Genomic DNA, 14,315 nt, shown 5'->3' on the forward strand with positions numbered 1-14,315 from the left:
AGAGGCCTCCATTCCATGAATGGAGGCCTCTTTTTTATTCGTTTTTTGATATAAATAGTTTAAAGGGTGAATAAAGTCGATGAAAATAATCTGATGGATACAACGAGATATCTTTGTTTGAATAAGCATTTTATATTGACAACGTTTTCATTTTGCGGTTAACTTAATTTAAAGGATAAACAAAGTTTGGTTTTTTCCATCGTCGAATCATGAAAGGAGAAGAGGCAGATGAGCAGTTTCCCCAATATCAAAAAAATCCGGTATGAAGGTCCGGAATCATCCAATCCATTTGCTTTTAAGCACTACAATCCGGAGGAAAAAGTCGGCAGCCAAACCATGGAAGAGATCTTGCGGTTCAGTGTGGCTTATTGGCATACCTTTACCGAAGATTTATCCGATCCGTTTGGAAGCGGAACGGCACTCAGGCCGTGGGACCGGTATCAGGGGTTGGATCTGGCCAAGGCGCGGGTGGAAGCAGCCTTCGAATTTTTTGAAAAACTGGGGGTCCGTTATTTTTGTTTCCACGATGTGGACATTGCGCCGGAAGGAAGCAATTTAAGAGAGACCAACCAAAACCTGGATATCATTGTGTCAATGATCAAGGATTACATGAAAGACAGCAAGGTCAAATTGCTGTGGAACACCGTCAACAACTTTACGCATCCGCGTTTTGTGCACGGGGCGGCCTCTTCCAACCAAGCGGATGTGTTTGCCTATGCAGCGGCCAAAGTGAAAAAAGGATTGGAAATTGCCAAAGAGCTGGAAGCGGAAAATTATGTGTTTTGGGGCGGGCGCGAAGGATATGAAACGCTTTTGAATACCGACATGAAGCTGGAATTGGACAATTTGGCCCGTTTCTTCCGCATGGCGGTGGATTATGCCAAAGAAATCGGCTTTGAAGGGCAGTTGTTGCTGGAACCGAAACCCAAAGAGCCGACCACGCACCAGTACGATTTTGATGCAGCCAGCTGTTATGCGTTTTTGCAACATTATGACCTTCAAGATGATTTCAAATTAAATATTGAAGCCAACCATGCCACCCTTGCCGGCCACACTTTTGAACATGAACTGCGCTATGCACGGATTCACGGCTTGCTGGGGTCTGTGGATGCCAATCAGGGTCATCCTCTGTTGGGTTGGGATACCGATGAATTTCCGTCCGATTTGTATGCCACCACGCTGGCCATGTATGAAATTCTGAAAAACGGCGGCTTGAAGCCGGGCGGATTGAACTTTGACGCCAAAGTGCGCCGCGGCTCCTTTGAACCGGATGATTTATTCCTGGCCCATATTGTCGGAATGGACAGCTTTGCCGTGGGGCTCAAAGTGGCACAAAAATTGATCGAGGATCAAGTGCTGGATGGATGGATCGAAAAACGGTACGAAAGTTATCGGGATGGAATCGGAAAAGCGATTGTCGAAGGGAAAACGGATTTTCACAAGTTGGAAGAATATGCGCTGGGCTTAAGCGAAATCCGCAATGAATCCGGGAGGTTGGAACAGATCAAAGCCACCATCAACCAATACTTGTTAAATGTTGTGGCCGGGAAGTAAATCAGGAGGTTTCTTCCGGTGAATGCCTTGACACAGAGAGGAGGCGGAGGACCTGCCCCCGAAAAGGGGGCTTGTCCCTCAAAACGGATGAAGGATGGCACGCATCGTTTTTATATTTTATCACTCACTTTGACTGCGGCGTTGGGAGGGCTTTTGTTCGGCTATGACACGGCCGTCATCTCCGGGGCGGAGCAAGCCATTGAAGTGTACATGATCCAAAGTCTCGGGCTTGGTTCACTCGCTCACGGGCTGACCGTGTCTTCCGCATTGATCGGTTGCATCCTTGGCGCCATGATTTCCGGATGGATTTCCAATTCCATCGGCCGCAAAAATGCATTGTTGGTATCGGCTGTTTTATTTATCTTGTCAGCCTTGGGTTCGGCCTGGCCGGAGTTCTTGTTTTTCCAAGCGGGGGAGCCCACGATGGGATTGCTGTGGATGTTTAACTTCTACCGGATTCTTGGCGGGGTCGGAGTCGGAATCGCATCCGCCGCTTCACCGACGTATATCGGGGAAATCGCCCCTGCATCCGTCCGGGGAAGGCTTGTTTCTTACTACCAATTTGCCATTATTTTCGGGCAATTGGTGGTATACATTGTGAACTGGATGATTGCCAGCGGCCATTCGATGGAGTGGATTGTCGACCGGGGTTGGAGGTACATGATGGCATCTGAACTGGTTCCGGCCACCCTGTTTTTGGTTTTATTGTTTTTCGTTCCCGAAACCCCGAGATTCCTGGCTTCCAAAAGCCGCAGGGACCAAGCGTTTGACATCTTAAAGAAAATCTATGGCTCCAAAGACCGGGCGCGGGAAATTTTGGCGGAAATCGAGGCGTCTTTGCGGCAAAAAGTGAAAGCCGGCCGGCTGTTTTCTTACGGAAAGCTTGTCGTTGCCGTGGGGATTTTGCTTTCGGTTTTCCAGCAATTTGTCGGAATTAATGTGGCGCTCTATTATGCCCCGCGCATTTTTGAAAGCATGGGCGCCGGCCAAAATGCATCCATGGTCCAAACCGTGGTCATGGGGGCCGTCAATGTCATTTTCACCATTGTTGCCATTCAAACGGTGGACAAATGGGGAAGAAAGCCTTTATTGATCACCGGTTCAATCGGAATGGCCGCCGGCATGTTCGGAATGGCGGCGTTTGCATCACTCCAATGGTTTGGCATCTGGGCCTTGTTTTTCATGGTGTTTTACACCGCGTCGTTTATGATGTCTTGGGGACCGGTTTGCTGGGTGATGTTATCCGAAATTTTCCCCAACAAAATCCGGGGGCAGGCCATGGCGGTGGCGGTTGCCGCCCAATGGCTGGCCAATTTCTTCATTTCTTCGACTTATCCGGCCATGATGGAATTCAGTGGTGCATTCACGTATGGTTTTTACGGAACCATGAGCGTACTGTCCGCGCTCTTTATCTGGAGGATGGTTCCGGAAACCAAAGGAAAAACACTGGAGCAGATGGAAGCATTGTGGAAAAAAGAAAAGCAAAGCCCGGTGGGCAAAGCGGATACCATATAAAAAGCCTCCGTTTTTGTATTGTTGAAATGAAACAAAAAACTCTCCTGATCCAAGTGACCAGGAGAGTTTTTGCTTGATCATCATCCGGTTCGTTTGACGGGTTCTTTTATTTCCAGCTGCACATTTCCGTTCCGGTTCAGTTTGTTCCAACCGACCGAGACGCCTTTTAATGCATAGTAGAACGAACGGAGAACGACGTAAGACATGAGTTGCCGGTACACAAACCGCTGGATAAACAGCCATTTCAACGGTTTGGGGCTTTCCTTTTCCAATTGGAAGGCGAAATAAGCCGCCAAAAGGTCAAACAGCAAAAATCCGGCATAAAACATCATGGTGGTGACAGCGTGTTCCGTAAACAAACTCATCAGGCAGAGCAAGTCGACAAAGAGTGAGAAAGTTTGCACCCCATATTGAAAGATCCACATATTGGGGAGGGAAACAAATCCCAGTGCTTTTTGCTCTCTGGAGAAAAGAGCGCCCCGGTGTTTCCACAAACATTGCAACGTTCCGTAAATCCAGCGGGTCCGCTGTTTGATGAGGCTTTTTAAGTCTTCAGGCGCTTCGGTGTAAGCCAGCGCGCGCACTTCGAACTCCACTTTGTAGCCGTGGCGCAACAGGGTGATGGTGATGTCGGTGTCTTCCGCCAAGGTGTCATGCTTGAAATAACCGACTTCTTCAACGGCTTTTTTGCGCCAGGCACCGATGGCTCCCGGAACGACCGGAATGCAGTTCAAATCGTCAAAAGCCCGCCGTTCCAAGTTAAATCCTGTGATATATTCCACATGTTGCCACAGCGTGATCAGGTTCCGGACGTTTCCCACTTTGACGTTCCCGGAGACCGCCGCCACCTTTTCGTCCTGGAAGTGCCGGATCAAAAGCGGGATGGTGTCTTCTGCAATCAGGGTGTCGGCATCAATCGACACAATGATTTCCCCTTTGGCCAAACGGTATCCCCGGTTGATGGCCGTTGTTTTTCCGCTGTTGGGCTGGGTGATCACCCGCACTCTGGGATCATGATAAAACTCTTGTTTGATCACCGCTTCGGTCCGGTCGGTGGATCCGTCATTGACGATGATCACTTCCAACTGGTCGTAACGGCTTTTCAGGACCGAATGAATCGTTTTGTTAATCACTTTTTCCTCGTTGTAAGCAGCGATCACCACACTGACCATCGGATGGAAATCGACCAGTTCTGCTCCCCGGTTCAGCCATTTGACCCGCCTTTTGAATTTGATCCGCTGCCGGAAGGAGAAATACATCAAAAAGGCGACCCGGACAAACCCGATGCCGATGCCCGCATAGATGAGAAAGGTGAAGCTGTGTTGAAACAAGCCCCATACGGTATACACGGCTTTGACAAACGGCATATAAATTTTTTCTTCCGGCTGGATGGAAGGCATGGCTTCCTCCCGCGTTTTTCCGGTCAACTCGCTGACGGTGACAAATTGGTACCCTTCTTTTTTCAGGGTTTCAATCAAGCCGGGCAACGCACGGACCGTTGCCGAGCGGTCCCCGCCGGCATCGTGCATGAGCGCGATATGTCCCAGATTCAATTGGGCTAACACGCGTTTTTGGATTTGTTCGCTGGGTGGATTTTGCCAGTCGAACGTTTCGATGTTTTTGCTGATCATCGTATATCCGTATCCGCTTCCCCGCACCATGGCCCGGATTTCATCCAAGGTGCGGTTCCGACTCCACTTGATAGGGAGGGCGGAACGTGGTCATGGTGTGGTCGGTAAAGGCTTGGAACAACCGTTGGGTTGCATGCAACTCCAACTGCACGCGCAACGGATGGACTTGTCCCAAATGAGGGTGAAAGTACGTATGGTTGCCGACTTCGTGCCCTTCCTCATACAACCGTTCCACCAGATCCGGGTGTAACACGGCATTTCTGCCGGTAATGTAAAAAGAAGCTTTGACATTGTGCTCTTTTAAAATGTCCAGAATTTTCCCGGTATAGGTGCCGTCGGGACCGTCATCAAACGTGAGTGCGATTTTCTTCCCGTCCACCGAGCCAAACCGCTGAATCAGAAGCGGGGAAGACGGGTGACGGTAGTCGACGGATTGGATCCATTTCCCGTTTTGCATGGCGATGTCACGGGTTCCTTTTTTTCGTTGTCCGCGACAGACAAGATTTCCCCGTTGCCGATGTATTCGGGAATGGGGCTGGAGATTTGCTTGATAGCGGCCAAGGCATCGGGATCCCGGTTAATCAACGGCCAAATCGCTTGGTCTTCCGAACCCAGCCGCCAAAAGGCAATCCCCTCGGCGCCATATTGCCGGATCAGGCGCAATTGGTTGGAAAAGGCCGGCGCATCCAAAAACCAGACAATGTGTTCTTCATTTCCTTTTTTATAACGCAGGGTGGGATTGTTGCTTGCCCGGTCCCATTCAATCTTCAAATCATGTTGTCGGGCCAGCAACATGACCTGGTCGAATGTCAGGGATTCAGCTGGTGTTTGCTTTCCAACCGTCCAGTCGTATCCGTAAGTCCCCAGGCTGATAATCCGTTTGGAAGGAGGAACCGGCAGATTCTCCAGGGATTGTTTCACCCAGTCAAAGGAGGCAACCGGCCCCGGAGACCCTTCTTTATGATGTTCTTCATGCAAAATGATGTCCAGATAATCGGCATATTTGGACAGCGCAAGGAGATCATAAGCAGGATCGTGAATCGGGACGCTGTGGATCACCTTGAGCCCGTCCTGATGAAAGGCAAAAGACAGTTCTTTGATGAATTGGGTGAACCGCCGTTTGTCTTCAGCCCGGACCTTTTCAAAATAAATGTTGATCCCGGCATAGCCTTGTTTCTTCACGTCTTGGCGCAGATTTTCAATCAATGCGGCGCGCTTTTGCGGCGAGGCCAGCAGGCGCCGGACAGCCGGTCCGTCCCACTCTTGACCGGCAAAATTATTCAGTCTTGGAATGATTTTGACATGATGTTTTTCAGCCAGCTTGTCCACATTCTCGTCCCGTTTGATGTCCAGCGTCAAATCGGGGGTGAGCGAATACCACTCCGGAATCAGCACGTCGATGTCTTTGATGTGCTCCAGTGTGTTTAAATCAAACCAACCTTTGGAATCCCAAGGGACGTAATAGGCATAAGTGGTGAAATCTTTCGCTTCTTGAGCTCCGGTCTCCCTTGGGAACAAAGGCGATTCATTGTCGGAAGGACCGGGCTTCCGTTCGGCCGGCTGAATGGAAGAATCCGCCCATGAGTTTGAATAGAGCGGAGGGACAACCGGATGATCATACAGGCTGATCCCGAAAACGGTCAGGCTGACCAGGGAAAGAAGGCTTAAAATCAGGAAAGCCCGCTTTAAAAATCTCCACCTTCTGCCTCGGTCATGGAAGACAAACATTTTTTCTTCATTGGATAGCGTCCGGATATGTACGTCTTTGTAAAGAAAGTAAAAAATCCCATGGCATACAAGCAAATACAGGGCGCCGGTCAAGAGATAAAGAGCGGTTTCATCCGCGGTGGGAAAAAACCGGTCCATCCCCATCCGGTACACCGCCACATGCAGAAGCGGATACAAAAGCGAAACACAAATTCCCACACAGACCGCCAGCAGATTCAGACGAAAGACCAGGCTGAGGATGAGTCCGATTATCCATGCCGTGTGTCCGATCGGCAGGATCCCGAGCAATACACCGAGTGTTCCGCCGGCGGCTCTTTTCTGATACGATCCGACAAAAAACAAGGAAAAGATGATATTGGCAATTTTTCGTCTCATTTTGCAATACCTCTTCAGGTGTCTTTTCATGAAGTTGGTAAAGAATGAATGATTTTGCGGGTTTTCTGGATTAAAAATAGAATCATATGACTTCTGGCGATCCTACGTTTATATTCGAATGAGAATCTTGGATTAAGTACAACTTTTCTCTTGTTCAAAGGATCGACACAATCGCCGGGGAATTCGCCGGTGAACTTGATTGAAAGGAGGTTATGAACCGGAAGGGGCTTTGACAATGATTGGATTAAAAGATATCCTTGATCTGTCAAAGAGTTAGAGTTTCTGGAAAGAGAATAAGATTCTGTCATGGATGGATCTGGTAAAAAATACTTGAAAAAGGACAGATTGGTATCACTAATCTGTTATAAATTTTGGTAATCGGTGTTTGGATTATTTTTGCTAAAATAGTAGAATAGTAAAAGCTTCAAAAACTGAGAAAAAAGAGGAGAGACAGATGGTCAGGAAGCTGCTTTCCATTTTACTTACGGCCTGTGTCCTGTCCGCATCCTTCATCACCGATGCAAAACAGGTGAGTGCGGAGTCCGGAAAAAAAGAACTGGAAGAAGTACGTGACCAACAGAAAAAGTCCGAAGGCGAAATCGAAAAAATTCAGGACATGAAGGTAGAGACCCAGAAAGAATTGGCGAAAGTGGAACAAGAAATCACCAAATTGGACCAACAAATCGGTGAGATCAACAAGAAAATCGAAGCCAATCAAACGTACCTGGAAAAGCATGAAAAGTCGTTCGGGGAAAACTTGAGACGCATGTATCTCCAGGGGGACGGGACGCATTTGGCTCACCTGTTCAGTGTGGATTCGTTCTCCAGATTTTTGGAACGGTTTGAAGTGATGCGCATTCTCATGAAAGAACAGGCCAATGAACTCAATGTTTTTGTGAAGGCAAAAATGGATCTGGAAAAAAACAAAAAAGAGTTGGAAGAGAAAAAGAAAGCTCAATCTGAACTTTTGAAACAATCGGAAGCAAAAGTAAAAGAGATTGAGGCGCAACTTCAAAAACACCAGGCAGAATTGAACAAGCTGGAAGCCAAGGAAAAAGAGCTGATGCAAAAATACGCCGGTTCTGGCGGGGGAGGCGGGATTCTAGCCTTTCCAAGCACGCGCGGAACGGTTTATTGGAATTTCTCCCAAAACCGCGGCAGCCACATTCATGCGGGAATTGACATTCCCCGTCCGGTGGGGACACCGATTTACGCCGCAGAATCCGGCGTGGTTCAATTGATTAAATCGAACCCTGGTGGGTACGGAATTTACGTGATCATTAATCATGGCAACGGATTGAGCACCCTTTATGCCCATATGTACCGTTACCAAGTAAATGTCAGTGTCGGACAGCGCGTTTCCAGAGGGCAACAAATTGCCGCCGTCGGGAACAACGGGCGGTCGACCGGCCCGCACTTGCATTTTGAGGTACATAAAAACGGGACGCCTGTCAATCCGCGGAACTACATTCAATAATGAAAAGCCACCCGGCGAGGTGGCTTTTTTTATTCGGTCCGGATCAAAAATTGTCGTTTTTCCAGCCGGCTTTTCAAACGAAGGAGTTGTTCCTTTTGCCAGTGGTTCAATTTTTCGGTCGGAATCAAGGTGAGAAGGGAAATATACAAGAAAAACAGCCGGTATTCCAAGAAAAAGTCCACTTGTTCCTGCCAGCCGTCTTCCAGGTGGTGTTCCAAAAAATATCCTTCCATCAATGAATGGAGGAACGAATCTTTGAGCATTTCATGATTTTTTTCGGGAAACCCTTCCAAAGCATGAAAAAGAAGGGTGGCAATCTCGTATGTAAAGAAATGGTATTTTATGTGCTTGAAGTCAAACAAAATCACCTGATCATGCGGGTCGACCAAAAAGCCCCCGGGTTGGAAATCATTGTGGATCAAACCGTAAGACTGACTGTTTTTGGGGAAGGAGCGGACTTTTTGCAAAAACAAACTGAAGCGGTCGGCGATCCAGCCGTCCACAAAAGAGAAGTCCCGGTAAAAGATCTCTCCTTCATTCCATTCTTCATATGCCGGGATGTCAGCACGTTGCGAAAACCGGGATGACAGTGAATGGATCTTTCCCATTGTTTGTCCGATCCGGCGCAGCAATCGGGGGTTCCATACATACGGATTGGAAGCATGGATTTTTTCTCCTTTTTCCTTTTTATAAGAAATGATGCAGCAAGGAATGGGCAATCGAATGATGGTTTCGACCGGCCGGCCGTTTTCCGACAAGACGGTCTCCGGCAACCGGACGCCGTGGGACCGGAGATAAGAGATCCATTGCAGTTCCAGATTCAATTGGCTTTCGTCTTTTCGGGCAATCGGAATCAGTTTCAAGATGAACCGTTCCCCGTCCCGCTCATACTCATAGACATTTTGGTGAAATCCGCCCAGGAACCGGAGTGAATCTGCATTTCCCTGAAATTTGCGACATGCTTCTTGTACGATTTCTTTTTTCCACATACCAATAACCCACCTATCTCCATTCAGTCAATACTGTCTCCATCATACCATTTGTCAACGGGTAAGTTCTATCAAAGCCTGGTGACAATCGGGAAATTTGGACTTATCCAAAAAAGATGAGGGATGCCAGTTTTTCTCGCCAGGGCAAAAAACGTTGCTCTGGACGAAAATCCGGTTTGCCTTTTATGATAAGAATGCTTTGGCAGGGAAAAGGAGTGGAGAGATTTGTTGAATGTATCCGGACCGGACCAAAGGAACGCCCAAAAAGGGGCATGGCTCAGTATGGCCGCCTACCTGGTTTTGTCTCTTTTGAAATGTTGGACGGGTTTACATATCCAATCCGAAGCGATGTTTGCGGATGGATTGAACAATGTTTCCGATTTATTGCTTTCCTTTGCTATCCTGATCGGATTAAAAGTTTCACAGCAACCGGCAGACCATAACCATCCGTTTGGCCATCGCAAGGCGGAAACCATAGCCACCCTGGTGGCAGCTTCGTTCATGGTGTTGGTGGCGGTGGAAATTTGGGTGCGTGCGGTTCAGGCCGTGTGGCGTCCGCCGCAAAATGAAGTGCATCCGTGGGCCTTTGCCGTGTCGTTTGGTTCGGCGCTGGTCATGTTCGGCGTGTCGTATGTCAATTTTTCGCTGAGCAAAAAAACCGGAAGCCAAGCCCTGGAAGCCGCGGCCTGTGACAACCGGTCCGATGGATTGGTCAGTCTCGGGACAGCGGTGGGCATGGCGGGAGCTTATTGGGGCTGGCATTGGATGGACCTGCTTCTGGCGGTGGTGGTCGGAGGCATGATTTTTAAAACCGGTTGGGAGATCGGCCGCCCGGCTGTTGACGAACTGATGGACGGATTTGATCAAGAGAAGCTGGAGAAAATTGAACAAGAGGTGCTTAAGATCAGCGGAATTGACCAGGTCCGGGAACTCCGGGCACGCTATCACGGTCCGTATGTTTTCGTGGAAATCACGATCGCAGTGAATCCTTATTTGTCGGTGGAAGAAAGCCATGAGATCACGGAAAAGGTGGAAAAACAGTTAATCGGCTTTGACAACATCCTCCATGTGCATGTTCATGTGGAACCGGCCGGCGAGTTGAAAAAATGCATCCGATCGCTCTGACAACCCAATGATCCAACGGAAGGTGACCAGCCGGTCATCTTTTTTTGTTGCAGGCTTTTGGGATAAAGGGTCCTGGAAATGGAAATAAATGGGGTTAAAAAGTGTTGAAGGATGATCGGGATGGAAGACAGAACCGTTGCCAAACATTTGCTGGATCAGTTGACAGAATGGGGATGCGAGCGTATCTACGGGGTGATCGGCGATGCAAATTTGGAGTTGTTGGATGAACTGGCCAAACAAGACCGGATCCGTTATATCGCTTGTCGCCATGAGACGGCCGCCGCTTTGATGGCTTCCGCCGAAGCGAAACTGACCGGAAAGCTGGCGGTGTGCATGGCCACCAGCGGCCCGGGGATCGCATTGCTCTTAAACGGGTTGGCCGATGCTTATTTTGACCGTGCACCGGTATTGGCGGTGACCGGCCAGGTGGCGACGAAAAACATGGGCACGGGAAGCCATCAGGAAATCGACCAACAACGTTTGGTTCAACCCGTTGTGCAATATTCGGCAACGACGGTGAACCCCGAAGCTTTTCCCACCCAACTCAATCTGGCGGCAAAAACTGCATTGGCCAGAGGCACCGTGGCGCATTTGAGCATTCCCAAAGATCTGTGGAAACAAACCGTCCGGTCCCGCCTGTTTCCATTGCCACCTCCGGATCCGTCAGTGATCGCTTATCAGGAGGAGTACCAAACGGTGCTGAAGCTCTTGGAGCAGGCCGGGCGGCCTGTATTGCTTGCAGGCAGGGGAATCCGAAATGTGCGGGAGGAAGTGGTCCGGTTGGCGGAAAAATTGACGGCTCCCATCATTACCACCATGCCGGCCAAATCCTGCGTCCCCAATGATCATCCTTTGTTTGTCGGAGGTCTGGGGCAAGGCGGATCGGAAGCGGCCACCCAACTTTTGCATGAGGCGGATTTGTGTCTCATTCTGGGAGCGACGTGGTGGCCGGAGGATTACGTGCCCCAGGATCTTCCCGTGATCCAAGTGGACAGTGTTTCGGAAAACATCGGGCGGACCCATGTCGCGAAAGCTGCACTGGTTGAGAACCTCGGCTCGCTTCTCCCGGAACTGGTGAACGATGTCTCCCCGAATTCCAATCCGGAGTGGGAGCAAACGATTCAGGAGAAAAAAGCGGCGTGGGATCTGAAAGTGGCCGGCGAAATCCAACAAATTCAATCGCCGTTGGCCCCGCAGCGCGTCCTTTATGCCATCAATCAACAGGTGGATCAAGATGCCGTGATTTCCGTGGATACGGGGGATCACACCCTGTGGTTTGAACGGGTTTTTCATTTTGCGGAACAAGAGATTTTGCTGTCCGGCAAGTGGAGAACGTTGGGATTTGCTTTGCCGGCGGCCATTGCCGCCAAATTATGCGCCCCCGGCCGGCAATCGGTCGCCATTGCCGGGGATGGCGGAATCTTGCAAACCATTGCCGAGTTGAACACGGCGGTGAACCAGCAGTTGGCGCTGACCGTCTTTGTGCTGAAAAATCAGGCATATGCCATGGAGCGAAACAAAATGCTCGCCGAAGGGCTGGAAACGCTCGGCGCCGAACTTGCTCACATCGACTTGTCCACGGTTGCCGTCGGACTGGGGGCAAAGGCTTACCGGGTGGAGACCGAAGCGGAGTTGGAACCGGTCATTCAACAGGCTCTCTCCGAACCTTGTGTCACCTTGGTGGAAATCGTATGCGAAGCCAAAACGGTGCCACATACCAAAATCGGGAAATAGGATGGAACAAATTGGGGCGAAATGCACAAATGTTGACGAAATGTCACAAATATGACATACTGTTGCATTAAAGAAAAGTATTTATATGTGAAATTGCTTTGGCGGTACCGCTGAATCATTTTCTTCGGACTTTTCTTTGAGATTGAAAACGCTCACAAATCTAATTCCAGGGGGAGCTTGGATGAATGCAGGTGTCATTGTCTCATTAAGCATTTATATGATTGGCATGTTGGTAATTGGTTATTTTGCTTACCGCCGTACACAAGATTTGTCGGACTACATGTTGGGCGGGAGAAACCTGGGGCCGGCGGTCACCGCGTTGAGTGCCGGGGCATCGGACATGAGCGGATGGTTGTTGATGGGATTGCCGGGCGCCATGTACGCCGCCGGGCTGAGCAGCGGCTGGATTGTGGTCGGACTGACGTTGGGGGCATATCTGAACTGGCTTTATGTGGCACCCCGTCTTCGGACTTATACGGAAATTGCAAATAATTCCATCACGATTCCGGACTATTTCGAAAACCGCTTTCAGGATTCATCGCGGGTTCTCAGAATCGTCTCTGCGCTGGTAATTTTTATCTTTTTTACCTTTTATACCTCATCGGGCATGGTTTCCGGCGGCGAATTGTTCAAAACCGCATTTGGCATGGATTATGCGTGGGGAGTCTGGTTAACCGCCAGCGTCGTCATTTTGTACACCTTGTTTGGGGGATTCCTGGCGGTCAGCTGGACGGACTTTGTGCAAGGAACCATTATGTTTATCGCCTTGGTTCTGGTACCGCTGGTGACCCTGTTTGAAATCGGGGGATGGGGAACCACCGTTTCGGAAATCAAATCCATTGATCCGGCGTTGCTGGATGCGTTCAGAGGAACGAGCGTCATTGGCATTTTGTCTTTCCTGGCCTGGGGATTGGGTTATTTTGGACAACCCCACATCATCGTCCGCTTTATGGCCATCACTTCGGTCAAGGAAATGAAAAGTGCCCGCCGGATCGGAATGGGCTGGATGATTTTCTCCATCGTCGGAGCGATGTTTACCGGATTGCTCGGCATCGCTTACTTTCATCAAAACGCACAAAATCTGGCCAATCCGGAAACCGTGTTTATCGTTTTGTCGCAGGTGTTGTTCCATCCGCTGATTTTCGGTTTCATGCTGGCGGCCATTTTGGCGGCAGTGATGAGCACCATTTCTTCGCAATTGCTGGTGACCGCCAGTGCGTTGACCGAGGACTTTTACAAAGCGTTTATGCGCCGCTCGGCATCGGATAAAGAACTGGTGCTGGTGGGACGGATTTCCCTGTTGATCGTCGCCTTAATCGCTTTGTATCTGGCCTTGAATCCGAACGAAACCATTTTGAATCTGGTCGGTTATGCTTGGGCCGGATTCGGTTCAGCGTTTGGCCCCGTGGTGTTGTTGAGCTTGTATTGGAAACGGATGAACAAGTGGGGGGCCTTGGCCGGAATGATCACCGGGGCGGTTACGGTCACCATCTGGGAACAAATTGAAGCTTTTGCAGAAGTTTACGAAATGATTCCCGGATTTATCGCTTGTACCATCGCCATCATCGTGGTCAGTCTGCTCACTGCCAAACCTTCCGCAAAAGTCTTGGAAGAATTTGATCAAGCCGTCAAACAATCCGGATGACGTTCGGATCCCAAAAAGCCGTTCTCATGTTGAGGCGGCTTTTTTGCTTATTTGGAATCGCATTGGTCATTTATTCCCTTCCCGTCGGGAATATGCCGGACATACGTTTTGAAACTGGACTTCGGGTTTTGGCTATTGAAGAGATATACCCTCCACCTGAAATCTTCCGTCATCCCTTCTGATCAATTGACAATATTTTTAAAAAAATGACAACCCCTCGAAAACCGAATATACATTCGGTATCCTTTTAATGTTACATAAAAGTTGAAGGGAACCAAAGATCAACAACGAAAAAGTTTCACGGGAGGTTTTGACAGCGTGAACAAGTTTTTGCGCTCGTTTTTTGTCCTTCTGATTTTGTTGGCCGGGTCATTGGCTTTGGTTGGCGGCACGGGTTATGCCGAACCCGGGGGATTTGATGTTCCCAAGGTGAATGAAGATTTCGATCAGTTTGAACACACCCCCGCGCCGCAAAAGCAACAACCGATCCATAACACAGAAGTACAGGCCGAAGAAAAAGGATTCTGGGACAAGACGGCCGA

The 14,315-nt window shown here is 49.3% G+C and carries 11 protein-coding genes; 7 read left to right on the plus strand and 4 right to left on the minus strand.

Annotation, left to right across the window (positions count from 1 at the left end):
- Positions 1-228: 228 nt before the first annotated feature.
- The gene (gene xylA, locus I8U21_RS13865) at positions 229-1,554 is read left to right on the plus strand and encodes a xylose isomerase (RefSeq protein WP_198054120.1); all 1,326 of its coding nucleotides are present in this window, start codon (positions 229-231) and stop codon (positions 1,552-1,554) included.
- Positions 1,555-1,641: 87 nt separating this feature from the next.
- Positions 1,642-3,069 carry a D-xylose transporter XylE gene (xylE, locus tag I8U21_RS13870; protein ID WP_181732776.1) on the plus strand — a complete coding sequence of 476 codons (1,428 nt, stop codon included), beginning with the start codon at positions 1,642-1,644 and terminating at the stop codon, positions 3,067-3,069.
- An 80-nt stretch (positions 3,070-3,149) separates the two neighbouring features.
- Here the strand turns inward: xylE and I8U21_RS13875 are convergent, their stop codons facing one another.
- From I8U21_RS13875 to I8U21_RS13885, 3 genes are read right to left on the minus strand one after another with little or no spacing between them, the layout of a single operon-like run.
- A complete protein-coding gene (locus tag I8U21_RS13875) occupies positions 3,150-4,748 on the minus strand; it encodes a glycosyltransferase (protein ID WP_198054121.1) in 1,599 nt (532 codons plus the stop codon).
- A complete protein-coding gene (locus I8U21_RS13880) occupies positions 4,741-5,157 on the minus strand; it encodes a polysaccharide deacetylase family protein (RefSeq protein ID WP_198054122.1) in 417 nt (138 codons plus the stop codon). The genes I8U21_RS13875 and I8U21_RS13880 overlap by 8 nt, the downstream gene beginning before the upstream one ends.
- Entirely contained in the window at positions 5,097-6,803 is a 1,707-nt protein-coding gene (locus I8U21_RS13885) for a glycosyl hydrolase family 18 protein (protein WP_198054123.1), read from the minus strand. The genes I8U21_RS13880 and I8U21_RS13885 overlap by 61 nt, the downstream gene beginning before the upstream one ends.
- 454 nt (positions 6,804-7,257) lie before the next feature.
- Between I8U21_RS13885 and I8U21_RS13890 the strand changes: the two genes are divergently transcribed.
- Positions 7,258-8,280 carry a murein hydrolase activator EnvC family protein gene (locus I8U21_RS13890; protein ID WP_198054124.1) on the plus strand — a complete coding sequence of 341 codons (1,023 nt, stop codon included), beginning with the start codon at positions 7,258-7,260 and terminating at the stop codon, positions 8,278-8,280.
- A gap of 29 nt (positions 8,281-8,309) precedes the next feature.
- On the opposite strand, the gene I8U21_RS13895 is transcribed toward I8U21_RS13890, so the two are convergent.
- Positions 8,310-9,269, minus strand: a complete 960-nt coding sequence (locus tag I8U21_RS13895) for a phosphotransferase enzyme family protein (protein ID WP_198054125.1) — start codon at positions 9,267-9,269, stop codon at positions 8,310-8,312.
- A gap of 225 nt (positions 9,270-9,494) precedes the next feature.
- On the opposite strand from I8U21_RS13895, the gene I8U21_RS13900 reads away from it, so the two are divergent.
- The 4 genes from I8U21_RS13900 to I8U21_RS13915 all read left to right on the plus strand — a co-directional run.
- The gene (locus tag I8U21_RS13900) at positions 9,495-10,394 is read left to right on the plus strand and encodes a cation diffusion facilitator family transporter (protein WP_198054126.1); all 900 of its coding nucleotides are present in this window, start codon (positions 9,495-9,497) and stop codon (positions 10,392-10,394) included.
- Positions 10,395-10,514: 120 nt separating this feature from the next.
- On the plus strand, positions 10,515-12,128 hold the full coding sequence (locus I8U21_RS13905) for a thiamine pyrophosphate-binding protein (protein WP_181732725.1): 1,614 nt from the start codon (positions 10,515-10,517) through the stop codon (positions 12,126-12,128).
- A 181-nt stretch (positions 12,129-12,309) separates the two neighbouring features.
- Positions 12,310-13,773, plus strand: a complete 1,464-nt coding sequence (gene putP, locus I8U21_RS13910; RefSeq protein WP_198054127.1) for a sodium/proline symporter PutP — start codon at positions 12,310-12,312, stop codon at positions 13,771-13,773.
- A 318-nt stretch (positions 13,774-14,091) separates the two neighbouring features.
- Positions 14,092-14,315, plus strand: a 224-nt coding sequence (locus I8U21_RS13915) for a hypothetical protein (RefSeq protein ID WP_198054128.1), incomplete at its 3' end; no start/stop codon positions are given.

The organism is Thermoactinomyces sp. CICC 23799, assembly GCF_016055145.1.
GTDB classification, from domain to species: domain Bacteria; phylum Bacillota; class Bacilli; order Thermoactinomycetales; family Thermoactinomycetaceae; genus Thermoactinomyces; species Thermoactinomyces intermedius.